The sequence below is a fragment of the Streptomyces sp. NPDC022910 genome (genome assembly GCF_055561075.1).
In genome coordinates this window covers 42,732-66,470 of sequence record NZ_JBVHHL010000027.1, presented here as the reverse complement: position 1 = coordinate 66,470, position 23,739 = coordinate 42,732, and the positions used below count along the sequence as shown (strand labels likewise).

The following is a 23,739-nucleotide window of genomic DNA, read 5'->3' as shown; positions in this document are numbered from 1 at the left end:
GCCGCTGCCGCCGTGGGGGAGCCTCGATTCGGGAGAGGACGGCGCCGGTATGGGCTGGGTAACCGACTGGAGTGCGCAGGCGGCCTGCCGCACTACCGATCCGGATGAACTGTTCGTTCAAGGAGCAGCGCAGAACAGAGCCAAGGCGGTGTGCACCGGATGCCCGGTACGTACGGAGTGCCTGGCCGATGCGCTGGACAACCGCGTCGAGTTCGGCGTGTGGGGTGGCATGACGGAGCGAGAGCGCCGCGCACTGCTGCGCAGGCGGCCGACCGTCACCTCGTGGCGTCGCCTGCTGGAGACCGCGCGTACGGAGTACGAGCGCGGAGCGGGCCTGCTTCCCCTCGACGAGGAAGAGGTGTACGAGGACTACGCGGCCGTGAGCTGAGGCGGGCCGCTTCCGGGCGCGGCCGTTCGCCGTCGCCCGACGTGGACGCCTCCGCGGTGTCTCGGCGGTCGTCTCGCGGCCCCTTGGCGGGGCCTGTGAGAGCGGATCTGGTGGTGTGGCGATGCTCAAGGGGCATGCCTCGTCCGGCAGGTGTCGCCATGAACGGACTCGGCGTGCGCCATGGCCGACGCGGGCGGGCCGTCATAAGGGGCATTTCGGGCGCCCGATGACGGGCTTGCCGAACCTGCGGCGCATGCCATGCGGTCTCTTGCAATGCCCCGGGCCCAGCGGGCGTCTCCGTGCGGATCTGCGCGCTCGCGGAGGCGCGCTCGCACCGGTCGCGGCACCCCTGCGTCCGCCTTGGTGTCGGCGGATGCCGGGCGTCGGCTGCAGCCGGAGCCAGGCCCCACCGGGACTCTCACGTGTGGGCAGTGCGCCAGGGGTACGTGGCCGCCATGGCATGTCCCGGGCGAGGGACCTGGGCCAGGGCGGCCAAGGCTCCTTATGCGGGCGCCTCGCGCTCCTCGGGACGCCCGTGCTGGTTGGCCGCGAGCCGATCCCCGATGTCCCGCAGGCCTGCGAGGTCGTGGACGTCGCCGGGCAGCGCGGCCACTTCCGCCACGGCCACCTCGGGGTGGCGGGCGGTGAAACGGTCACGCGTGCGTTGCTCGCGGGTGAGCAGCTGCATACGTTCTGCATGCAGCCTCAACAGGCCCGCGGTGAGTTGCTCGACGCTCCGGTCCTGGTCCGTGGCGGCGGGGGAGCCTGCGCCGGCGTCAGGTGCGTCGGATGGATGAGATTCTGAACTGCCGTGCATGTCGGGAGAGTTACGAATTCCAGCTTTCCCGCCCTTCTGATCCACAATGCGGGGCTCTTCAAGATTTTCCGCGGCGGCGAGTGCCCGCTCCGCCGAAAGCCGGGCGGCGCCGCTGGCGTGGACCCGGTTGAGCACCAGACCGGCAAGCGGCATGTCCTCGGCGGCCAGGCGCTCCACGAAGTACGCCGCCTCCCGCAGTGCGTCCCGCTCCGGCGCCGCCACCACGAGGAACGCCGTACCGGGTGCCTGCAGCAGCTTGTATGTGGCGTCCGCCCGGGTGCGGAACCCGCCGAACATGGTGTCCATGGCGGCCACGAACGTCTGGACGTCCTTCAGGAGCTGACCCCCGAGCAGCTTCCCCAGGGCGCCCGTCATCATCGACATCCCGACGTTCAGGAACTTCATCCCTGCTCGGCCGCCCACCTTCGCCGGGGCCATCAGGACCCGGATCAGCTTGCCGTCCAGGAAGGACCCGAGGCGCTTGGGGGCGTCCAGGAAGTCCAGCGCCGAGCGCGAGGGCGGGGTGTCGACGACGATGAGGTCCCATTCGTCCCGCGCGCGCAGCTGCCCCAACTTCTCCATCGCCATGTACTCCTGCGTGCCCGCGAAGCCCGCCGAGAGTGACTGGTAGAAGGGGTTGCCCAGAATGGCGGCCGCCCGCTCGGGGTCCGCATGCGCCTCGACGATCTCGTCGAAGGTGCGCTTCATGTCGAGCATCATGGCGTGCAGTTCGCCGCCCGCGGCGTCCTCGATGCCCTTCACCCGCCGCGGGGTGTTGTCGAGCGCGTCGATGCCCATCGACTGGGCGAGCCGACGGGCGGGATCGATGGTGAGCACGACCACCTTGCGGCCGCGCTCGGCCGCGCGCAGCCCCAGGGCGGCCGCCGTGGTCGTCTTGCCGACGCCGCCGGAGCCGCAGCACACAACGATGCGGGTCTTCGGGTCGTCGAGGAGAGGGTCGACCTCCAGGACGGGGCCGGGATTCAGTGCGCGCGTGGAGCCCGTGTCATGGTGGTGTGCCGCATCCGGTGCGGGGGCCGTGTCGTCGCGCGTGGGGGCGGGGTCCGAGTTCATGAGATCCCTTGCTGACGCAGTTCCGTGGCCAGTTCGTACAGGCCCGCCAGGTCCATTCCCTCGGCGAGCAGCGGCAGTTCGTGCAGCGGCAGGCCCAGCTCCGTGAGCACGGCGCGCTGCTCTCGCTCCAGGGCGAACCGCTCCGCGTATTCGTCGGCCTGCTGGAGCAGCGGGTCCACCAGCCGCTCCGCGAGCCCGCCACGGCGCGCGCCACCTAGCCCGGCGCCCGACAGGGACTTGGCGATGGCCGTCCGCGGCACGGCGTGCGCGAGGTCGAGGTCCGACTGGTCCAGGACCGCGGGACGCACCGTGTTCACGATGATCCGGCCCACCGGCAGCTTCGCCGCGCGGAGTTCAGCGATCCCGTCCGCAGTCTCCTGGACGGGCATCTCCTCCAGGAGTGTCACCAGGTGCACGGCCGTCTCCGGGGACTTCAGCACCCGCATCACGGCCTGGGCCTGATTGTGTATCGGGCCGATCTTGGCGAGGCCCGCCACCTCGTCGTTCACGTTCAGAAAGCGGGTGATGCGCCCTGTGGGCGGTGCGTCCATCACCACGTAGTCGTAGACGAACCGGCCGCTCCTGTCCTTCCGGCGGACGGCCTCGCACGCCTTGCCGGTGAGGAGCACGTCCCGGAGGCCGGGCGCGATGGTGGTGGCGAAGTCGATGGCGCCCAGCTTCTTCAGGGCCCGCCCCGCGCCCCCCAGCTTGTAGAACATCTGGAGGTAGTCCAACAGGGCGAGCTCGGGGTCGATCGCGAGTGCGTACACCTCGCCGCCGCCCGGGGCGACGGCGATCTTCCGCTCCTCGTACGGCAGCGCCTCCGTCTCGAAGAGCTGCGCGATGCCCTGTCTGCCCTCGACCTCGACGAGGAGGGTGCGCTTGCCCTCGGTCGCGAGGGCGAGCGCGAGTGCGGCGGCCACCGTGGTCTTACCGGTTCCGCCCTTGCCACTGACGACCTGGAGCCTGCTCACGTCTTCGAGCCTAACCAGTCCGTGCGCGGCCTACGCGGGAGGCTGTGGACAACTCCGCTCACAGTCGGCCACACGTGCAGTCGTACCGGTGCCCCGGTGGGCGGATGCAGGCCGGTCACACCGGGTCGTGGTCGGCCACATGCGCCGGGCGCCACAGCGGCTACAGTCGGCCCCATGACCAAGTGGGAATACGCAACCGTGCCGCTGCTCGTCCACGCCACGAAGCAGATTCTGGACACCTGGGGCGAGGACGGCTGGGAGCTCGTCCAGGTCGTGCCCGGGCCGAACAACCCCGAACAGCTGGTGGCCTACCTGAAGCGGGAGAAGCAGGCATGAGCACGGTCGAGTCCCGGCTCGCCGAACTGGGGCTGACGCTGCCGGAGGTCGTGCCGCCGCTCGCCGCCTACCAGCCTGCCGTGCAGTCCGGGGTCTACGTGTACACCGCCGGCCAGCTCCCGATGGTTGAGGGCAAGCTTCCGGTGACCGGCAAGGTGGGCGCCGAGGTCACCGCTGAGGAGGCCAAGGAACTGGCCCGCACGTGCGCCTTGAACGCTCTCGCCGCGGTCAAGTCCGTGGCGGGCGACCTCGACCGCATCGCGCGCGTGGTGAAGGTCGTCGGCTTCGTGGCGTCGGCGTCGGACTTCACGGGCCAGCCGGGCGTCGTCAACGGCGCCAGCGAGCTGCTCGCCGAGGTCCTCGGCGACAAGGGCGTGCATGCCCGCAGCGCGGTCGGTGTGGCGGTGCTCCCGCTGGACGCGCCGGTCGAGGTGGAGATCCAGGTGGAGCTGACGGAGGCGTAATCGCAACTCTTGGGGCCGGCCGTCCCGCCCGCGGCTGCCTGGGACAGGGCGATGGTCTCCTGGAGGGGGCGATCGTTGCCTCTCGAACATCCGCGCACCACGGGATAGCCTCCGCCCATGGCGAATGGGCAGTGGTTCCCACCAGAGTGGCCAGAGCGGATCCGCGCGCTCGCGGAGGGCACGCTCACCCCGGTCGTCCCGAAGCGTGCGGCCACCGTCATGCTCCTCAGGGACACCGACGGTGCCCCTGCCGTCCACATGCTGCGCAGACGCGCCTCCATGGCCTTCGCCGGAGGCGCGTACGCCTACCCGGGCGGCGGCGTCGACCCGCGCGACCACGACCGCAGGATCGGCTGGGCGGGCCCCACGCGCGCGTGGTGGGCGGACCGCCTCGGCGTCGACGAGACGTCCGCCCAGGCCATCGTCTGCGCCGCCGTACGGGAGACGTACGAGGAGGCGGGCGTCCTGCTCGCCGGCCCCACCCCGGAGACCGTCGTCGGCGACACCACGGGCGCGGACTGGGAGGCGGACCGTGCCTCCCTGGTCGCCCGCGACCTGTCCTTCGCCGAGTTCCTCGACCGTCGGGGGCTGGTCCTGCGCTCGGACCTGCTCGGCGCGTGGACCCGCTGGATCACCCCGGAGTTCGAGCCCCGCCGCTACGACACGTGGTTCTTCGTGGCCGCGCTCCCCGAAGGACAGCGCACCCGCAACGCCTCCACGGAGGCCGACCGCACGGTGTGGATCCGTCCGTCGGAGGCGGCCGCCTCGTACGACAAGGGTGAGCTGCTGATGATGCCGCCCACCGTCGCGACCCTGCGTCAGCTGGTCCCCTACGCCACCGCGGCCGAGGCGCTGAAGGCCGCGCCCGGCCGCGATCTGACCCCGGTTCTGGCCCGGGCCCGCCTTGAGGACGGCGAGGTCGTACTGGCCTGGCCCGGCCACGACGAGTTCACCAAGCACATCCCGACGGGTGGAGCGCTCGCATGACGTACGCGACGGAAGGTGCCCCCGCATGACGGACGCCACAGCTCTTCCCGGACAGCCACGCGGCGGGGTCTTCTCGGGTCCCGCCACCGAGCGCGCCGTGAACGTCCTCGCTCCCAACGCGTCGGCGATGACCCTCGACGGCACCAACACATGGATCGTCTCCGAGCCCGACTCCGAACTGGCGGTGGTGATCGACCCCGGCCCGCTCGACGACGGACACCTGGGCAATGTGATCGACACGGCGGAGAAGTCCGGCAAACGGGTCGCGCTGACGCTGCTCACGCACGGTCACCCGGACCACGCGGAGAGCGCCGTACGGTTCGCCGAGCTGACCGGCACGAAGGTGCGCGCCCTCGACCCGGCGCTCCGGCTCGGTGACGAGGGGCTGGGCCATGGGGACGTCGTCACGGTCGGCGGCCTGGAACTGCGCGTCGTGTCGACGCCCGGCCACACAGCCGACTCCCTGTGCTTCCACATCCCGGCCGACCGGGCCGTGCTGACCGGCGACACCGTCCTGGGCCGCGGTACGACGGTCGTGGCGCACCCCGACGGCCGTCTGGGGGACTACCTGGACTCCCTGCGGCGCCTGCGGTCACTCACGGTCGACGACGGCGTCCACACCGTGCTGCCCGGCCACGGGCCCGTCCTGGAGGACGCCCAGGGCGCCGTCGAGTACTACCTCGCCCACCGCGCCCACCGTCTGGCCCAAATCGAGACGGCGGTCGAGAACGGTCACCGCACGCCGAGCGAGGTCGTCGCGCACGTCTACGCCGACGTTGACCGCTCGCTGTGGCCGGCGGCCGAGCTGTCGGTACGGGCGCAGCTGGACTACCTGGGGGAGCACGGGCTGATCTGAGCCTCTGGCGAGCCGAGTCCTCGGGGGCGTGGGCTCCGACGGGGCAGGGGGCCGAACGTGCCCTGTCTGTGTCCTGACAACGAACGACTTCAGCCCGTCCGGCCTTCGAGGACGAGGCCGTTCAGATCGAAGCAGGAGTCTGGGGGCAGACCCCGGGACGGCTACGACAATGGGCCCCGCCTCTTGAACGAACGGGACCCGTGGTCGCATGGCCAAGGCCGAGCGTCAGCGCGACCGCTTGGCCAGCCGCTCCACGTCCAGCAGGATCACCGCGCGCGCCTCCAGACGAAGCCATCCACGGCCGGCGAAGTCGGCCAGCGCCTTGTTGACCGTCTCACGCGACGCGCCGACCAGCTGGGCCAATTCCTCCTGCGTGAGGTCGTGCACGACGTGGATGCCCTCCTCGGACTGCACGCCGAACCGCCGCGAGAGGTCCAGCAGCGCCCGGGCCACACGGCCCGGCACGTCCGAGAAGACCAGGTCGGACATCTGGTCGTTGGTCTTGCGCAGCCGTCGCGCGACGGCGCGCAGCAGCGCGGCGGCCACCTCGGGCCGCGCGTTCAGCCACGGCTGGAGGTCGCCGTGGCCCAGGCCCAGCAGCTTGACCTCGGTCAGCGCGGTCGCCGTCGCCGTACGGGGACCGGGGTCGAACAGCGACAGCTCGCCGATCAGCTCGCCGGGGCCGAGGACCGCAAGCATGTTCTCGCGGCCGTCGGGGGAGGTGCGGTGAAGCTTGACCTTGCCCTCCATGACCACGTACAGGCGGTCACCGGGGTCGCCCTCGTGGAACAGCGAGTCGCCGCGGGCGAGGGTCACCTCACTCATGGAGGCGCGGAGCTCCGCGGCCTGCTCGTCATCGAGCGCCGCGAAGAGCGGGGCGCGCCGCAGAACGTCGTCCACGAGTTCTCTCCTTGTCGACCTGCTCAGGGGATCTTGCTCCCCCGTGTACCAGGGGACCGTGTTCCCCATTTTGCCGGACGGTCCAAACAGTGTGATCTGTCACAAGGATGCCGCACCGATGTGCCGGGGTATGCGGCAGGGGTCCAATCGGGGGCTGATCTTCTGGCTCCGGGGCGGATGTCGGTCGAGGGCTTTAGGCTGGCCGAGTGTCCAAATCGCCGGTAGAGCACAGGCCAAGGGGGCTGGGCGGGTGGTTGTACGTCGCGATTCCGCTGTGGGCGAACAGGGCCCTGGCGGCGGAATGAAAACGGCAAAGACGGCAAAAGCGGCACCTGGTGAGGTGCCGGCGAAGCAGCCTGCCAAGAAGGTGGCCGCCAAGAAGACGGCGCCTCCGAGGTCCGCGGCCAAGAAGACTGCGGCGAAGAAGACGACTGCGGCGAAGAAGACGACTGCGGCGAAGAAGACGACTGCGGCGAAGAAGACGACTGCGGCGAAGAAGACGGCGCCCGCGAAGGCCGCGGTCAAGAAGGCCGCCGGGGTCAAGAAGAAGACCGCTCCCCCGAAGGCCGTCTCCAAGGCAGCCACGGTCGCCGTCAAGGACGCCGCTCCCAGCAAGACCATCACCACGAAGCCCCCGGGAAACGAGTCGCGCCCCGCTCTCGTCCGCCGAGCCCGCCGTATCAACCGCGAGCTCGCCGAGGTGTACCCGTACGCCCACCCGGAGTTGGACTTCGAGAACCCCTTCCAGTTGATCGTCGCGACGGTCCTGTCCGCGCAGACCACCGACCTGCGGGTGAACCAGACCACCCCGGCGCTCTTCGCGAAGTACCCGACCCCCGAGGACCTCGCGGCGGCCAATCCGGAAGAGGTCGAGGAGATCCTGCGCCCGACCGGCTTCTTCCGGGCCAAGACCAAGTCGGTGATAGGGCTCTCCAAGGCGTTGGCGGAGCAGTTCGGCGGGGAGGTGCCCGGCAATCTGGAGGACCTCGTCAAACTGCCCGGTGTCGGCCGTAAGACCGCCTTCGTGGTGCTGGGCAACGCCTTCGGCCATCCCGGCATCACCGTCGACACGCACTTCCAGCGGCTGGTCCGTCGCTGGCAGTGGACCGACGAGACGGACCCCGACAAGATCGAGGCGGCCGTCGCCGCGCTCTTCCCCAAGAGCGACTGGACGATGCTGTCGCACCACGTGATCTTCCACGGCCGCCGGATCTGCCATGCACGCAAGCCGGCCTGCGGCGCCTGCCCGATCGCCCCGCTCTGCCCGGCGTACGGCGAGGGCGAGACCGACCCCGAGAAGGCGAAGAAGCTCCTGAAGTACGAGAAGGGCGGCTTCCCGGGCCAGCGGCTCAAGCCCCCGCAGGCATATCTGGACGCGGGCGGCAAACCGGCCCCGCCGCTGGGGGCCGGGTGAGGAGCAGGCGCGGGACCGCGCGCCGCCCGGGAGAGGGACGGGTTCCGGCGGGCCGGATGCCAGGACACCCACACGAGGGATGTGCGGAACGATCCGCGGTCCTGCGGGCGTTGGGATCGGCAGAACGGGGGTGGCGATGACACACGCGAGCAATACGGACCGCATGAGCGACACGGACGGCGGGCGGCTGCGGCTGAGCACGGAGGGCCTGCCCGACTGGCTTGACCCGGTCGTGCGGGTCGTCGAGACCGTCGAACCGCTCCAGCTCAGCCGTTTCCTGCCGCCGGAGGACGGCGCGGGACGCCAGTCGGCCGTGCTGATCCTGTTCGGCGAGGGTGACCACGGCCCCGAGCTGCTGCTGATGGAGCGCGCCGGTTCGCTGCGCTCGCACGCGGGCCAGCCCTCGTTCCCGGGCGGCGCCCTCGACCCCGAGGACGGCGACCCGAGGGCCGAAGGGCCGCTGCGCGCCGCACTGCGAGAGGCCGAGGAGGAGACCGGGCTCGATCCCCGCGGCGTCCAGCTCTTCGGCGTGCTCCCCAAGCTCTACATCCCGGTGAGCGGCTTCGTTGTGACCCCTGTCCTGGGCTGGTGGCGAAGAAGAAGCCCGGTGGGCGTCGTCGATCCGAACGAGACGGCGCGGGTCTTCAGCGTCCCCGTGGCGGATCTCACGGACCCGGCCAACCGAGCCACCACCGTCCACCCCAGCGGCCACCGGGGCCCGGCATTCCTGGTCGAATCGGCCCTTGTCTGGGGTTTTACGGCCGGTGTCATCGACCGCCTGCTGCACTACGCGGGCTGGGAGCGCCCCTGGGACCGCGACAAGCAGGTCCCGCTCGACTGGCGCGCATGACAAGGTGGCCCCCGTGCTGTCTGTTCCCGGGGGACGCCGTGCCCCGTTGCCGCTGCGTGACGGGCCGGATCCCCGGCCGGACGAGGGCGACCCGAACGTGATGAGGCGAGGCTTGAAGCAGTGAACGTGCTGGACATCCTGTTGCTGGTCGCCGCCGTGTGGTTCGCGATCGTCGGCTACCGCCAGGGTTTCGTCGTCGGCATCCTGTCGGTGATCGGCTTCCTGGGCGGCGGACTCGTCGCGGTCTATCTGCTGCCCTTCCTCTGGGACAGGGCGACGGGCGACCACAAGGTGAGCACGACCGTCGCCGTCGTAGCCGTCGTCGTGGTGATCGTCTGTGCCTCCGTCGGACAGGCCCTGACCACCCACCTCGGCAACAAACTGCGCCGGTACATCACTTGGTCCCCGGCCCGCGCCCTGGACGCCACGGGCGGCGCCCTCGTCAACGTGGTGGCGATGCTCCTGGTCGCCTGGTTGATCGGTTCGGCCCTTGCCGGTACGACGCTGCCGACGCTCGGCAAGGAGGTCCGCGGATCCAAGGTGCTTCTCGGTGTCTCCCGCGCCCTGCCCGCGCAGGCGGACACCTGGTTCGCCGACTTCTCCTCCGTCCTCGCGCAGAACGGCTTCCCGCAGGTCTTCAGCCCGTTCGCGAACGAACCCATCACCGAGGTCCAGCCCCCCGACCCGGCCCTCGCCAACAGCACGGTGGCCACGCGCGCACAGCGGTCCATCGTCAAGGTCATGGGCACCGCACAGAGCTGCGGCAAGGTCCTCGAAGGCACCGGCTTCGTCTTCGGCAACCACCGTGTGATGACCAACGCGCACGTGGTCGGCGGAGTCGACGAACCCACCGTCCAGATAGGCGGTGAGGGCAGGAAGTACGACGCGAAGGTCGTTCTCTACGACTGGCGGCGCGACATCGCCGTACTCGACGTGCCCGACCTGAACGCGCCGGCACTGCAGTTCACGCCCAGGGACGCGGCCGGGGGCGGCAGTGCGATCGTCGCCGGCTTCCCGGAGAACGGGTCGTACAACGTTCAGCCCGCGCGTGTCCGCGGTCGCATCACGGCCAACGGTCCGGACATCTACCACCATGGCACCGTCCGCCGTGACGTGTACTCGCTGTACGCGACCGTCCGCCAGGGCAACTCCGGCGGCCCGCTGCTCACGCCCGAGGGAAGGGTCTACGGGGTGGTCTTCGCCAAGTCCCTCGACGACCCCAACACGGGCTACGCGCTCACCGCGGACGAGATCCGTGAGGACGTCACCAAGGGTCGTACGGCCAACCAGCAGGTGGACAGCGACAACTGTGCGCTCTGATTCCGCAGAGCGGGGGCAGCCGCTTTCCGGAAGGCGGGGTCAGCCGCGCGGGTGACGCAGAAGTACCGAGACCCAGCGAGCCCGGCGGCGCAGAATATGCGGGATGCCCACTCGGGGGTCCGTACCCGGCAGCTGCGGGGTACCCCTCTGGTGGGAGCTCGGAACGGTGGCCGAGCGGCGGTTGCGTGCTGCGTCACTGTAGTCGTGCGTCCAGCCCATACCCCGACGTCTGCCCCTGCCCCAAGGTCGATAACCGCCCTCGCGCCCCCCAATTGGCTTATGCGGCAGGCATGTGGCTGTTCGGGGAACAGGCGTTCCCGTTCGGATACCGGTCGCATCCGTGAGGTCACCGACCGGGGTCGAATTCTTCCGGCCCACCGGCCGGTTCCGGGGAGCCCGGGCGTCGGGTCAGCCGTGGAGGGTCAGCGGTCGGGCTCGGGATCCTTGAGCCAGTTGATCAGCTCCGAGGAGAACGCCACCGGGTCCTCCTCGTGGGGGAAGTGTCCCAGCCCGTCGAACAGCCGCCAGCGGTACGGTGCCTCGACGTACTCGCCCGATCCGGCCGCGCTCCTCGTCCGCATCACGGGATCCAGCGAGCCGTGCAGATGCAGCGTGGGCACCCGTACGGGCCGTTTCATGCGCCGGTTGAACTGGATGCCGTCGGGCCGGGCCAGGGAGCGCACCATCCAGCGGTACGGCTCGATCGAGCAGTGTGCCGTGGAGGGGATGCTCATGGCGCGCCGGTACATCTCCACGGCCTCGTCGTCCGGCAGTCGCGGCCCCGACCAGTCCCGGATCAGCCGTCCCACCAGGGCGGCGTTGTCGGCGGTGAGTCTGCGCTCGGGAATCCAGGGTCGCTGGAACCCCCAGATATAGGAGCCCGCGGCCGTCTGTTTGACGTCGCCGAGCATCGCCGAGCGCCAGCGCCGCGGGTGCGGCATCGAGGCGACCACGAGCCGCCGGACGAGCTTGGGGCGCATGACAGCGGCCGTCCAGGCGAGGTATCCGCCCAGGTCGTGGCCGACGAGCGCGGCGTCGGGCTCGCCCAGGGACCGTACGACCCCTGTGATGTCGAGCGCCAGGTTCGCGGGGTCGTACCCGCGCGGCGTACGGTCGCTGCCGCCGACCCCGCGCAGGTCCATCGCCACGGCCCTGAATCCCGCGTCGGCGAGCGCCACCACCTGGTGCCGCCAGGTCCACCAGAACTGCGGGAAGCCGTGCAGCAGCAGCACCAGCGGCCCGTCGCCCAGCTCCGCGATGTGGAAGCGTGCGCCGTTGGCCGCGACGTCCCGGTGCGTCACCTTTTTCCCGCCGGGCACGTCGAGCCGTACGACCGAGGTGGGTTGGGCCGAAGGGGTGGCGGGGTCCGTCATGAGGACGAGCGTGCCACAGCCTCGGCAGCCTTGTCGGTCGGACTCGGCTGACGGGGGTGCGGCTTGGCGTGCTGCAGGACGCCTGCGGTCTCCTTCATCGACGCGGCGACCTTCTGCGGGCCCTTGCTCTTCTTGGCCTTCTTCGCGAAGACCATGCCGATGAGCGCGAGCAGCCCGGCGACGAGCACATTGGCGGCGAAGGACAGCAGGAAACAGACGGCCATGTTCCAGCCGCTCCAGGTCCGGATCCCGTACGCCAGCGCGAAGTTGAGCATGGGCAGGGAGAACAGCAGCACGGCCCCCGCGGCCGAGAACGCCCCGCCGCTCGTGGCGCCACGCTTGACGTCCTGCTTGAGCTGGGCCTTGGCCAGCGCGATCTCGTCGTGCACCAGCGCGGACAATTCGGTCGTCGCCGAGGCGAACAGCTGGCCGATGCTGCGTTCGGCGCCGACCGGGCTGCCGTCGGGTGCGCTCATCGCGGTCTCCCTGCTCTCTGCGTACGTGCTCCGCGGACGCTGCGGAGTTTTGTGGACGTGTCAGATCATGCCGGACGGTCGTTCTCCTCGCTTGCCCTGCCCACTACTTCGGCAAGCGTGCCGTTTCGGACCACGGGCAGGCGGGCGGTTCCTGCGTCCGTCGGGTGCGTCGTTGCCGGAGCCGGGTGGGCGTGCCGTCCTGGACTCCGGTCGGTGGGCCGTCCTGGTCTCCGGCGCGTGTGCAGTTGCCGGAGTCCGGCGGGTGGGACGTCCTAGCCTCCGGCGGGTCTGCCGTTCCCGGCGTCGGTCCGCGTCCCGCTCTCGGCGGCCCTCAGTGCGGCGAGCCTGCGGTGCTCGGCTGCCTTGCGCTCGAGGATCTCGGCCATGCGCAGGTGGTACGCCGGGTCGTCCTCCTCATAGACGTCGGGGACGCCGTCCAGGTCCTCGTCGCGCTCCTCGTCCGCGCACAGGGCGCGGTACTTGGCGTTGCGTACCTTGAGCAGAACGGTCGCGCACGCGGCCGCGATCAGCGAGGCGGTGAGGACCGCGGCCTTGACCCCGTCGGTGAGTACGGCGTTGCCCTCGAACGCGAGTTCGCCGATGAGCAGTGAGACGGTGAAGCCGATTCCCGCCAGGGTCGCGACCGCGACCACGTCCGCCCAGGCGAGGCCCTCGCTGAGCGAGGCCCGGGTGAAGCGGACCGTCAGCCACGTACCGCCGAAGATGCCGACGGCCTTGCCGACGACGAGGCCGAGCACGACGCCGAGCGTCTCCGGCTTGGTGAACACGTCCCCGAGCGCCCCGCCCGAGATCGCGACGCCCGCGTTGAACAGGGCGAACAGCGGTACCGCGAGACCCGCCGAGAGGGGCCGTACGAGATGTTCGATGTGCTCACCGGGGGAGTGTTCCTCGCCCTCGTGGCGGTGGCAGCGCAGCATCAGCCCCATGGTCACGCCGGCGATGGTGGCGTGGACGCCGCTGTTGCGCATCAGGCCCCAGATGACGAGCGCGAGCGGGATGTACACGTACCAACCGCGGACGCCCTTGCGCAGCAGCACCCAGAACACCGCGAGCCCCGCGACGGCGCCGCCGAGGGCCACGAAGTTCAGATCGGCCGTGAAGAAGACGGCGATGATCAGGATCGCGAACAGGTCGTCGACGACGGCGAGGGTGAGCAGGAAGGCGCGCAGGGCGGAGGGCAGGGAGGTGCCGATGACCGCGAGGACCGCGAGTGCGAAGGCGATGTCCGTGGCCGTGGGGACCGCCCAGCCGGCGAGAGAGCCGCCGCCGACGGTGCTGGTGAGGACGTAGACGGCCGCAGGTGCGGCCATGCCGCAGAGCGCGGCGACGACGGGGAGCATGGCGGCGCGGGGATCCCGGAGATAGCCCGCGACCAGTTCGCGCTTGAGCTCGATCCCGGCGACGAAGAAGAAGATCGCGAGGAGCCCGTCGGCGGCCAGGTGCTGGACGGACAGATGGAGGCCGAGCGCGGCGGGCCCGAGGTGGTAGTGACTGACGCTCTCGTAGCCGGTGTGCAATGCGGGTATGTTCGCCCAGATCAGCGCGGCGACTGCGGCGAGCAGAAGCAGCACACCACCGACGGTCTCCATGCGCAGCGCATCCGCGATGAAGGTCCGCTCGGGCAGGGAAAGGCGTCCGAGGAACGTGCGGTTACGGGTGGTGCGGTGCGCGGCCACGGTGGAGACCTCCGGGTCGGTTCGACATGCTCACGACCGTCACGAGAACTCGCGGACGGCTTGCCGACCAGACTTCCCGGCACACCTTGAGCTCACCACTTTACCCGAGCCTTACGATCGGGGAATTCGCTTGTCGGGCGAACGGGGTGCGGGCGAAAGGGGTGAGGTGCGCGCAGGGCGGGAGGGGCGCGGGACCCGAAGGGCACGAGCATGAAGGAGCCACGAACGCGAAAGCGGGGCGCCCGGCGTGCTGCCAGGCGCCCCGTCGGGGACCAGCGGGCTTCTCAGTCTTCGCTCGGCGCCTCCGGCAGCTTCGCCTGGATCAGGTCCATCACGGTCGAGTCCGTCAGCGTCGTGACATCCCCGAGCTGGCGGTTCTCTGCGACGTCGCGCAGCAGGCGTCGCATGATCTTCCCGGAGCGGGTCTTCGGCAGTTCGGCCACCGGAAGGATCCGCTTGGGCTTGGCGATCGGGCCGAGCGTCGCGCCGACGTGGTTGCGCAGCTCGCCGACCAGGCCCTCGTCCTCGGACGCCGTGCCCCGCAGGATCACGAACGCCACGATCGCCTGCCCCGTGGTCTCGTCCGCGGCACCCACCACCGCCGCCTCGGCGACCGACGGGTGCGACACCAGCGCCGACTCGACCTCGGTGGTGGAGATGTTGTGCCCGGACACGAGCATCACGTCGTCGACGCGTCCGAGGAGCCAGATGTCCCCGTCGTCGTCCTTCTTCGCGCCGTCCCCGGCGAAGTACTTGCCCTCGAACCGCGACCAGTACGTGTCGATGAACCGCTGGTCGTCGCCCCAGATGGTGCGCAGCATCGACGGCCACGGCTCGGTGAGCACGAGGTAGCCGCCGCCTCCGTTCGGCACCTCGTTCCCCTCGTCGTCGACCACGGTCGCCGAGATGCCCGGCAGCGGCGTCTGGGCCGACCCCGGCTTGGTCTCGGTCACGCCCGGCAGCGGCGAGATCATCATCGCGCCGGTCTCGGTCTGCCACCAGGTGTCCACGATCGGCGTGCGGTCGGCGCCGATGTGTTTGCGGTACCAGATCCACGCCTCGGGGTTGATCGGCTCACCGACCGACCCGAGCACGCGCAGGCTGCTCACGTCGAACTTGGCAGGGATGTCGTCGCCCCACTTCATGAACGTACGGATGGCCGTCGGCGCCGTGTAGAGGATCGTCACGCCGTACTTCTGCACGATCTCCCAGAACCGGCCCTGGTGCGGGGTGTCCGGCGTGCCCTCGTACATGACCTGGGTCCCGCCGTTGGCCAGCGGTCCGTACACGATGTACGAGTGCCCGGTGACCCAGCCGACGTCCGCGGTGCACCAGTACACGTCGGTTTCCGGCTTGAGGTCGAAGACGGCGTGGTGCGTGTACGCCGCCTGCGTGAGGTAGCCGCCGGAGGTGTGCAGGATGCCCTTCGGCTTCCCCGTCGTCCCGGACGTGTACAGGATGAACAGCGGGTGCTCCGCGTCGAACGCCTCGGGGGTGTGCTCGGCCGGCTGCCGCTCGACGATCTCGTGCCACCACACGTCCCGGCCCTCGGTCCAGGCGACTTCCTGGCCCGTGCGGCGCACGACGAGCACGTGCTCGACGTTGTCCACACGTTCGATCGCGTCGTCGACGGCCGGCTTGAGCGCGGACGGCTTGCCACGCCGGTAGCCGCCGTCGGAGGTGATGACGACCTTGGCGTCGGCGTCCTGGATACGGGTGGCGAGGGCGTCGGCCGAGAAGCCACCGAAGACCACGGAATGCGCGGCGCCGATGCGGGCGCAGGCCAGCATCGCGATCGCGGTCTCGGGGATCATCGGCATGTAGACCGCGACCCGGTCGCCCTTGCGGACGCCCAGCTCCAGCAGAGCGTTCGCGGCCTTGGAGACCTCGTCCTTGAGCTCGGCGTAGGTGATGGCGCGGCTGTCGCCGGGCTCGCCTTCGAAGTGGATGGCGACGCGGTCGCCGTGGCCCGCCTCGACGTGCCGGTCGACGCAGTTGTAGGCGACGTTGAGCTTGCCGTCCTTGAACCACTTGGCGAAGGGCGGGTTCGACCAGTCGAGGGTCTCGGTGGGCTCCACGGCCCAGGTCAGCCGCCGGGCCTGCTCGGCCCAGAAGCCGAGCCTGTCAGCCTTGGCCTGTTCGTACGCCTCTGCCGTGACGTTGGCGCCCGCGGCCAGGTCGGCGGGGGGCGCGAACCTGCGCTCTTCCTTGAGCAGGTTGGCCAGGCTTTCGTTGCTCACGACATCTCCCTTTCCCGGGGTGTCCGTTGTGTCCCAAGCCACAGCTCATCAGACCGGGGGGCTCGGTGACAAGGGTCGGCCGAAAATTGGTTTAGACCTGTTCGGGCTGTCGCCGGCCGGCTCTACTGAGGTCACGTATGCGTCGCCACCCCGGTTCATCCAGCGATGCTGCTCACACCCAGCCGAGTGTGCGTGAGACGTCGCGCCCGTCGACGGCGCGTCCCCCGAAGAGCCGGCGCGACTTCGGCCCGGCCTCCTGCCGACAGGCGATGCGCGGTCCGGCCGACCGGACCGCGCACCGCCGCTGGGTCACGCCGGGCTGCGCAGATCCCCGGCCGCCGCCACCCGTCCGAAGACGTGGCCCTCGTCGGACGGGTCGAGCAGGTACGCCTGCGCCTCGCCGACGTGGAAGTACATCCCGTGCAGTTCGAGCGCGTCCTCGCCGAGCGCCCGGACCACGGACTCGTGCGCCCGCAGATGCTCCAACTGCTGCACCACATTGGTCAGACAGAGCTGTTCGACCGTGTCGGCCGGCTGCCGTCCGGTGATTCGCGGCCGGGGCCGCTCCTCGTCGGCCATCCGCTCAACGCTCGGCAGCCCGTGCCGCAGCCACCGCTCGAGCGGGGTCTGCGCCTTGCCCTCCGAAGTGATCAGGGCCTGCATCGCACCGCACCCGGAATGCCCGCATACGGTGATCGACCGCACCTTCAGGACTTCGACCGCGTACTCGATGGCGGCCGCCACCGAGTCGTCCCCGCTCTCCGCGCCGGGCAGCGGGACCAGGTTGCCGACGTTGCGGACGACGAACAGGTCGCCCGGACCGCTGGAGGTGATCATCGAGGTGACGAGCCGCGAGTCGGCGCAGGTCAGGAAGAGCTGCGATGGCCGCTGCCCCTCGCGCGCCAGACGGGCCAGCTCAGCGCGTACCAGCGGAGCCGTGTTCCGCTGGAAGGCGCTGATACCGCGAGCGAGTTGCTGCCCACTCGCTCCGGACCCGTCGGCCCGCCCCGCCTGGCGACTGCCGGTCGGCGCGGTCGGCGGACGCTCGCACTGGTGGTTGCGCCACGGTGTCCAGGGCCGGCACCGGCACGCGGACGCCTCCGCGGACTCCCGGTCTCCCTCGAGCGTGGGAACGCCGAGCGCCGACATCGCGATGCGGGTTCCGGCCCGGCCGGTGAGGTCGATCTTGCCGCCGTGCGCGAGGTGCGTCTTCTGCCAGTGCTGCAGGGACTCGTACGCCGCGTGGTCCATGAACGACCCGTCCAGCTCCACGACGGCGTCCGACCCTGCGGGCACCAGGTGCAGCGCCCGGCTGAGCCGGGGCACCGCGAGGAAGGTCAACTGCCCTCGCACTCGTACGTAATGGACTTCCCCCTTCTCTTCGTGCGTGATGCGGGTGCGGGCGAGGCGGTGCAGGGCGACGGCGACGGCCACGCCGACCCCCAGCATCACGCCCTCCAGGACGCCCAGGAAGACGACGCCGAGCGCGGTGACGGCATACACCAGCACCTCTCGGTGGCGGGTGACCGTGCGGATGTGGTGCAGGGACACCATCTGGATGCCGACGGCCATCACCAGGGCGGCGAGCGAGGCGAGGGGAATCAGCTCGAGCACCTGGACCATCAGCAGCGCGGCTACCACTACCCAAACGCCGTGCAGCATCGTGGAGTTCCGGCTGACGGCACCGGATTGCACGTTCGCCGAACTACGCACCGCGACTCCGGTGATCGGCAGTCCGCCGAGGGCGCCGGAGACCACATTGGCGGCGCCCTGGCCGCGCAGCTCCCGGTCGAGGTCCGGGCGAGGGAGGTGTACATCGCCGCGGGCGGTGGCGAGTTTGTCGACGGCTACAGCGGAGAGCAGGGACTCGATGCTGCCGACCAGGGTGATGGTGAGCACAGCGGTCGCGATGCCCAGCACGGGCCCGTCGGGCAGCTGTGGCAGAGCATGGCTGGACCAGGAGGGCAGATTCACCCTGGCCAAGTGCAGCCCGGTGAGCGAGGCCGCCACCGTGGCCCCCACGACGGCAACCAGGGCGGCAGGGACCCTGCGCAGGAGGCGCCCGGGCCGCCCCGGAATCCGCGGCCAGGCCAGCAGGAGGGCCAGGGTCAGCGCGCTGATCGACACGGCGGCCGGGTGCAGGTTCGCCAACTGGGCAGGCAGCGCATGGAGATTTTCGAGGACGGCGCTCTGTGGCGTGCCGCCGAGCACGATGTGCAGCTGGGCGACGGCGATGGTGACGCCGATGCCGGCGAGCATGCCGTGCACGATCGCGGGGCTGACGGCGAGCGCCGTACGCGCCACGCGTAGCCAGCCGAGGCCGAGTTGGGTGAGGCCGGCGAGGACGGTGATGGCGCACGTCGTACGCCATCCGTAGCGGTGGATGAGGTCGGCGGTGACCACGGTGAGTCCGGCGGCGGGGCCGCTGACCTGGAGCGGGGAGCCGCCGAGCCGGCCGGCGACGATGCCGCCGACGGCCGCGGCGACGAGGCCCGACTGGAGCGGGGCCCCGGTGGCGAGCGCGATGCCGAGGGACAGGGGGAGGGCGATCAGGAAGACCGCGATCGAGGCCGACAGGTCGGCGCCCGCGACGTGGAAGCGGCGGGGCGGGGTCGGCGGGGGGCTGTGGGGCTGGTGTACGCGCTTCGTCCGAGTCGAGTCGGCGGCGCGTGCGGGGACGCAGGCGGGCATGGTTCCCGTCTCCTCCGGTGTGGCGCGGTCGCGGAACTGGTGGTCCCCGGCGGGGCCGGGGTCGGGCGCGGCCGTGGGTCACGGCGTACAGCGGCGGGATCTCAACACTTGGTAAATGGATCGTAATGCTGAGTAAAGGAGGTGTATCTGATATGAGGGCAAATAGGGCAACAAATCACTCGGTGGGGTGAACGGTTAGTTTCATCGGCTTGTCCTACAAATTCCATCGACGCTCCATGCGACCTTGGCCGGGCTGCGCGTGGCTGCGGGCTTCACCCGCACGGCACCGCAGAGCACCTGATCAGCGTGGCCCCGACTGAAGGAAGAAGGTGGGCCGAGATGGCCACCACCCAGAGGATCACTGCGGGCGTCGCACTAGCCGTGGCCTGCGCCACCGCGCTCGCCGGCTGCTCGATGGGCCGGAGCCGCTCCGAGGAAGGCGCGAGGAAGGTCCCCGGTGCTCACGCGCCGGGGAGTGCGGTCCGCCTGATCGGCGACGGCTCCACCGCGTACACCGGCGCCCAGCCCCATCTGCCCAGACCCCAACGGCTCAAGCCCGGTCAGCGGCCCCCTCAGTTCGTGGTCTTCTCCTGGGACGGGGCCGGCGAGGACAGTCAGGGGCTGTTCTCGCACTTCCGCAAGGTCGCCAAGGCCAACAACGCGACGATGACGTACTTCCTGAGCGGTGTGTACATGCTGCCCGAGGAGAAGCGCGAGTTGTACAAGCCGCCGGAACACTCCCCGGGCCGCTCGGACATCGGCTTCAACGACGAGAAGGGCATCAAGGACACCGTCGAGCAGTTGCGTCTGGCGTGGTTGGAAGGCAACGAGATCGGCACCCACTTCAACGGCCACTTCTGCGGCAACGAGGGCGGGGTCGGCCAGTGGTCGGTCGAGGAGTGGAAGGACGAGATCGCCCAGGCGAAGGCGTTCGTGAAGTCCTGGAGGAGCAATTCCGGTCTGAAGCAGGAGCCGCCGCTGCCCTTCGACTACGACAAGGAACTCATCGGCGCCCGCACGCCCTGCCTGCAGGGACAGAAGAACTTCGTGAAGGCTGCTCGGGAACTGGGCTTCCGCTACGACACCTCCGGCGTCAACGAGCAGGTCTGGCCCAAGAAGAAGGAAGGCCTGTGGGACCTGTCGCTGCAGCTCGTACCCTTCCCCGGGCACACCTATGAGCAGTTGACCATGGACTACAACTTCATGGCCGACCAGTCGGGCACCAAGACCCAGGGCGACCCCGACAAGTTCGGGGAGTGGGGCGATCAGGTGCGTGACGGCCTGCTGCAGGGTTTCCAGCGGGCGTACGACGGAAACCGGGCGCCCCTGGTCATCGGCAGCCACTTCGAGTCCTGGAACGGCGGTACCTATATGCGTGCCCTCCAGGAGGTGATCGAGCACGTCTGCACCCAGCCCGAGGTGCGCTGCGTCTCCTTCCACCAGCTCGTCAACTGGCTGGACGCGCAGGACCCGCAGGCCCTGGAGAAACTGCGCACACTCAAGGTCGGCCAAGCCCCGGCGGAGGGCTGGGAGTCCTTCCTTCGCGCCGCGCCCGCCCCGGCACCGCACGGCCCCCCGGGGGCGCCATCGGTCAGGCCATAGGCGCTGCGCGGTCGTCGCTCACACGGCGGCCGCCAGACCTTCGCCGAGGACGAATCCGGGGTCGATCTGCGCCGCCAGGTCGGCTCCGGTGCGCTCGTTGCCCCAACTGGTCGCATTCTTCAGGTGGAAGTGCACCATCTGGTGCGTGTAGCGCTTCCAGTCACGCAGTTCGTACGCGGCGTCGGCGGCGTCCTGAAGAGCACGCAGAGAGTGACGGTTGGCGTTCTCCAGGAGCTCGAACCGGGGCGGGCGGCCCTTCTCCATGGAACGCACCCAGTCCGAGTGCCCGACCGTCACCAGCAGGTCGTCACCGACCTCGGTGCGCAGGAAGTCGATGTCGTCGGGGCCCTGCACCTTGTTGCCGACGACCTTCAGGACGACCCCGAAGTCGCGGGCGTACTCCTTGTACTGCCGGTAGACGGAAACCCCCTTCCGGGTCGGCTCGGCGACGAGGAATGTGATGTCGAAGCGGGTGAACATCCCGGAGGCGAAGGAGTCCGAGCCCGCCGTCATGTCGACCACCACGTACTCGTCGCGGCCGTCCACCAGGTGGTTGAGACACAACTCCACCGCTCCCGTCTTGGAGTGGTAGCAGGCGACGCCCAGGTCGGCGTCCGTGAAGGGGCCGGTGACCATCAAACGCACGGAGCCGCCGTCGAGTTCCACCGGACGCGCGCAGGCGTCGTACACCGGGTTGTCCTCCCGCAGGCGCAGCAGCCGTGAGCCCGCTCCGGGCGGGGTGGTCTTGATCATCGTCTCGGCGGAGGTGATCCGCGGATTGGAGCCGCGCAGATAGTCCTTGATCAGGCGAAGCCGCTCGCCCATGGCGGGCAGTGCCGCGGCCTCGTCCTCGTCGAGCCCGAGCGCGGCTGCGAGGTGCTGGTTGATGTCGGCGTCGATGGCGACGACGGGCGCACCGACGGCGGCGAGGTGGCGGATGAACAGGGAGGACAGGGTCGTCTTGCCGCTGCCGCCCTTCCCGACGAAAGCAATTTTCATGTTCACAAAGCGTAGTGTCGACATTGCTGTACGTGACAGTCGGGCGTGAGGAAGACCACTCCATCGAAGGAGGGGGCGCGGGGGTGCGTAGTGTCGTACTCATGAGTACGACAGGTGCGACCGCTGATCCGCTCGCGGCCCTGGGGGCGCTGCCCGGGGTGTCCGAGTCCGTGGAGTCCGTACGCAAGGCCGTGGACCGGGTCTACGGGCACCGGATCATGCGACGCCGCAGCAACGAGATCACCTCGGAGGCGGCGCTGCGCGGCGCGCGCGGTTCGGCGTCGCTGTCAGGCGCCGACTGGGCTCTCGAGGAGGTGCGCCGACGCACCGACTTCAGCGGTGACGACGACGCCCGTACGGTCGGCGCGGCTCTCAGGCTGACCGCCGAGGCGGGGCAACTGCTGTCCATCTGGCGGCAGTCGCCGCTGCGGGTGCTGGCGCGGTTGCATCTGGTGGCGGCCGCGGAAGCCGACCCCCGCGTGGGACGCCCGCGGCAGGCCGGCGAGCCGGTCCACGAGCCGCTCGTGGAGCTGCCGCTGCCGGACGCGGCCGAGGTCTCCGGCCGCCTCGAAGGGCTCTCCCAGCTGATCATCGTCGGTGGTTCGGCCCCTGCCCTCGTGACCGCTGCTGTCGTGCACGGCGAGTTGCTCGCGTTGCGTCCCTTCGGCTCTCACAACGGCCTTGTCGCCCGCGCGGCCCAGCGCATCGTCCTGGTGGGCAGCGGTCTCGATCCGAAGGCCGTCTGCCCTGCTGAGGTCGGCCACGCGGAACTGGGCCGTGCGGCCTACGTCGCCGCCCTCGACGGTTATGTGTCCGGCACCCCGGAGGGTATGGCGGCGTGGATCGCCCACTGCGGGAAGGCGGTCGAACTGGGGGTCCGTGAGTCGACGGCGGTCTGCGAGGCGCTGCAGCGCGGGGCGGCGTAGCTCCCGGGTGGGTGGTGCTCGGGCGGGTGTGCTCGGGCGCGAGAAAAGGCCTCTCTGAGGGCCTGTCACATAGTTGCGGCGGTACGAGGGCTCGTACCGCCGCTGGCATGCCCGCAGAGTTACCAGGCGTCCTCGAAGTGTCGCCCATCAGGTCGGGAACTCTTGCCCGTCACCTGGTGCGGCTGGCCCGTAATCGACGGGTCGACGTTGCGTGGGTGCCCTGTGTTCATGCTCGGTCCGTGGGGCCAATTGCGTTCTTAAAGGCGATCCTTTCGGATGATTTCCTTTGGTCTCGCGGGCCTTACTCCTTTTGTACTCCAGGGCCGTGCCAAGCGGAAGCCCTGTATGCAGTTCTTTACTTTTGGGTTCAAAGGGGCGTGAAACAGCGCAAGTGCCTCGGGTGCGCCAGGATTCAGACGGCTGATGTGCGGCGGCGGCTGGCGTACCAGACGAGCCCCGCCGTGGCGGCTGCCGCACCTATCGCGGCCGCCGCGATGAGCGCCGGCCGGGGCGGCACGGACAGTCGTTGCTTCAGCCGGACCGGACGGTGGAAGTCCAGAATCGGCCAGCCACGTGCGAGGGCCTCGCGCCGCAGTACCCGGTCCGGATTCACGGCGTGCGGGTGGCCGACGGCCTCCAGCATCGGCAGGTCGGTGGCCGAGTCGCTGTAGGCGTAGCAGCGTGCGAGGTCGTACCCCTCGGACTCGGCGAGCTCTTTGATCGCCGCGGCCTTCGTGGGCCCGTACGCGTAGTACTCCACCTCGCCCGTGAAGCAACCGTCCTCGCCCACGACCATGCGGGTGGCGATCACCCGGTCCGCGCCGAGCAGCTCGCCGATCGGCTCGACCACCTCGGCGCCCGACGTGGACACGATCACAACGTCGCGCCCGGCGGTGTGGTGCTCCTCGATGAGGGAGGCGGCCTCGTCGTAGATGATCGGGTCGATCAGGTCGTGCAGGGTCTCGGCGACGATCTCCTTGACCTGCTGGACGTTCCAGCCTCGGCACATCGCGGACAGGTACTCGCGCATCCGCTCCATCTGGTCGTGGTCCGCGCCGCCTGCCAGGAACACGAACTGGGCGTATGCGGTGCGCAACGCGGCCCTGCGGTTGATCAGTCCGCCTTGGTAGAAGGACTTGCTGAAGGTGAGCGTGCTGGACTTCGCAATGACCGTCTTGTCCAGGTCAAAGAAGGCCGCTGTGCGGGGCAAGGGGTGGTTTTCCACGGGCCAGAGCATATGCGCCCACCATTCGGCGTAAGGTGGGGCGCGTGGGTTTGCCTGAGAGGGCTCTCGGGTACACCATGGAAGTCACGGATCGTTCGCGACCGTGCTAACCCGGTCCGACTCCTCCCCC

At 70.0% G+C, this 23,739-nt stretch carries 21 protein-coding genes; 10 read left to right on the top strand and 11 right to left on the bottom strand.

Annotation, left to right across the window (positions count from 1 at the left end):
• Positions 1-49 precede the first annotated feature (49 nt).
• The gene (wblA, locus tag ACZ3TS_RS24565; protein ID WP_467621553.1) at positions 50-388 is read left to right on the top strand and encodes a transcriptional regulator WblA; all 339 of its coding nucleotides are present in this window, start codon (positions 50-52) and stop codon (positions 386-388) included.
• A gap of 502 nt (positions 389-890) precedes the next feature.
• Here the strand turns inward: wblA and bagB are convergent.
• A complete protein-coding gene (gene bagB / locus ACZ3TS_RS24560) occupies positions 891-2,279 on the bottom strand; it encodes an ATPase BagB (RefSeq protein WP_467621551.1) in 1,389 nt (462 codons plus the stop codon).
• Positions 2,276-3,253: an ATPase BagA gene (bagA, locus tag ACZ3TS_RS24555; RefSeq protein WP_467621549.1), complete on the bottom strand. Its 978-nt coding sequence runs from the start codon at positions 3,251-3,253 to the stop codon at positions 2,276-2,278. Before bagA ends, bagB begins: the two co-directional genes overlap by 4 nt.
• A 174-nt stretch (positions 3,254-3,427) precedes the next feature.
• Here bagA and ACZ3TS_RS24550 point away from each other — a divergent pair, with 174 nt between their 5' ends.
• From ACZ3TS_RS24550 to ACZ3TS_RS24535, 4 genes are all read left to right on the top strand, one after another.
• Positions 3,428-3,589 (top strand): DUF4177 domain-containing protein, encoded by a 162-nt coding sequence (locus ACZ3TS_RS24550; protein WP_003975360.1) that lies wholly within the window; start codon positions 3,428-3,430, stop codon positions 3,587-3,589.
• Positions 3,586-4,053, top strand: a complete 468-nt coding sequence (locus tag ACZ3TS_RS24545) for a RidA family protein (protein WP_467621546.1) — start codon at positions 3,586-3,588, stop codon at positions 4,051-4,053. Before ACZ3TS_RS24550 ends, ACZ3TS_RS24545 begins: the two co-directional genes overlap by 4 nt.
• Positions 4,054-4,170: 117 nt before the next feature.
• Entirely contained in the window at positions 4,171-5,040 is an 870-nt protein-coding gene (locus ACZ3TS_RS24540; RefSeq protein WP_467621544.1) for an NUDIX hydrolase, read from the top strand.
• Positions 5,041-5,065: 25 nt separating this feature from the next.
• The gene (locus ACZ3TS_RS24535; protein WP_467621541.1) at positions 5,066-5,896 is read left to right on the top strand and encodes an MBL fold metallo-hydrolase; all 831 of its coding nucleotides are present in this window, start codon (positions 5,066-5,068) and stop codon (positions 5,894-5,896) included.
• A 225-nt stretch (positions 5,897-6,121) separates the two neighbouring features.
• Here the strand turns inward: ACZ3TS_RS24535 and ACZ3TS_RS24530 are convergent, their stop codons facing one another.
• A complete protein-coding gene (locus ACZ3TS_RS24530; protein ID WP_030573597.1) occupies positions 6,122-6,796 on the bottom strand; it encodes a Crp/Fnr family transcriptional regulator in 675 nt (224 codons plus the stop codon).
• Between the two features lie 301 nt (positions 6,797-7,097).
• Between ACZ3TS_RS24530 and nth the strand changes: the two genes are divergently transcribed.
• From nth to ACZ3TS_RS24515, 3 genes are all read left to right on the top strand, one after another.
• Positions 7,098-8,210 (top strand): endonuclease III, encoded by a 1,113-nt coding sequence (gene nth, locus ACZ3TS_RS24525; protein ID WP_467621538.1) that lies wholly within the window; start codon positions 7,098-7,100, stop codon positions 8,208-8,210.
• A gap of 163 nt (positions 8,211-8,373) precedes the next feature.
• On the top strand, positions 8,374-9,060 hold the full coding sequence (locus tag ACZ3TS_RS24520; protein WP_467621535.1) for an NUDIX hydrolase: 687 nt from the start codon (positions 8,374-8,376) through the stop codon (positions 9,058-9,060).
• Positions 9,061-9,180: 120 nt separating this feature from the next.
• Positions 9,181-10,380, top strand: coding sequence for a MarP family serine protease (locus ACZ3TS_RS24515; RefSeq protein WP_467621532.1), 1,200 nt, complete (start codon positions 9,181-9,183; stop codon positions 10,378-10,380).
• Positions 10,381-10,419: 39 nt separating this feature from the next.
• On the opposite strand, the gene ACZ3TS_RS24510 is transcribed toward ACZ3TS_RS24515, so the two are convergent.
• The 6 genes from ACZ3TS_RS24510 to ACZ3TS_RS24485 all read right to left on the bottom strand — a co-directional run bounded on the left by ACZ3TS_RS24510 (position 10,420) and on the right by ACZ3TS_RS24485 (position 18,857).
• Complete coding sequence (locus ACZ3TS_RS24510) at positions 10,420-10,599, bottom strand: hypothetical protein (protein ID WP_467621529.1); 180 nt, start codon at positions 10,597-10,599, stop codon at positions 10,420-10,422.
• A gap of 203 nt (positions 10,600-10,802) precedes the next feature.
• Positions 10,803-11,753 (bottom strand): alpha/beta fold hydrolase, encoded by a 951-nt coding sequence (locus tag ACZ3TS_RS24505; protein WP_467621527.1) that lies wholly within the window; start codon positions 11,751-11,753, stop codon positions 10,803-10,805.
• Complete coding sequence (locus tag ACZ3TS_RS24500; protein WP_467621524.1) at positions 11,750-12,229, bottom strand: phage holin family protein; 480 nt, start codon at positions 12,227-12,229, stop codon at positions 11,750-11,752. Before ACZ3TS_RS24500 ends, ACZ3TS_RS24505 begins: the two co-directional genes overlap by 4 nt.
• Before the next feature lie 272 nt (positions 12,230-12,501).
• The gene (gene nhaA / locus ACZ3TS_RS24495) at positions 12,502-13,926 is read right to left on the bottom strand and encodes a Na+/H+ antiporter NhaA (RefSeq protein WP_467621521.1); all 1,425 of its coding nucleotides are present in this window, start codon (positions 13,924-13,926) and stop codon (positions 12,502-12,504) included.
• Positions 13,927-14,210: 284 nt separating this feature from the next.
• On the bottom strand, positions 14,211-16,208 hold the full coding sequence (gene acs / locus ACZ3TS_RS24490; RefSeq protein WP_467621519.1) for an acetate--CoA ligase: 1,998 nt from the start codon (positions 16,206-16,208) through the stop codon (positions 14,211-14,213).
• 267 nt (positions 16,209-16,475) lie between these two features.
• Positions 16,476-18,857: a SulP family inorganic anion transporter gene (locus ACZ3TS_RS24485; protein ID WP_467621516.1), complete on the bottom strand. Its 2,382-nt coding sequence runs from the start codon at positions 18,855-18,857 to the stop codon at positions 16,476-16,478.
• A gap of 339 nt (positions 18,858-19,196) precedes the next feature.
• On the opposite strand from ACZ3TS_RS24485, the gene ACZ3TS_RS24480 reads away from it, so the two are divergent.
• Positions 19,197-20,459 (top strand): polysaccharide deacetylase family protein, encoded by a 1,263-nt coding sequence (locus tag ACZ3TS_RS24480; RefSeq protein WP_467621513.1) that lies wholly within the window; start codon positions 19,197-19,199, stop codon positions 20,457-20,459.
• An 18-nt stretch (positions 20,460-20,477) separates the two neighbouring features.
• Here the strand turns inward: ACZ3TS_RS24480 and ACZ3TS_RS24475 are convergent, their stop codons facing one another.
• On the bottom strand, positions 20,478-21,458 hold the full coding sequence (locus tag ACZ3TS_RS24475; RefSeq protein ID WP_467621510.1) for an ATP-binding protein: 981 nt from the start codon (positions 21,456-21,458) through the stop codon (positions 20,478-20,480).
• 101 nt (positions 21,459-21,559) lie between these two features.
• On the opposite strand from ACZ3TS_RS24475, the gene ACZ3TS_RS24470 reads away from it, so the two are divergent.
• A complete protein-coding gene (locus ACZ3TS_RS24470; RefSeq protein ID WP_467621507.1) occupies positions 21,560-22,384 on the top strand; it encodes a Fic family protein in 825 nt (274 codons plus the stop codon).
• 412 nt (positions 22,385-22,796) lie between these two features.
• Here ACZ3TS_RS24470 and ACZ3TS_RS24465 read toward each other — a convergent pair whose 3' ends face one another.
• Entirely contained in the window at positions 22,797-23,621 is an 825-nt protein-coding gene (locus tag ACZ3TS_RS24465) for an HAD family hydrolase (RefSeq protein WP_467621504.1), read from the bottom strand.
• Positions 23,622-23,739: the final 118 nt, after the last annotated feature.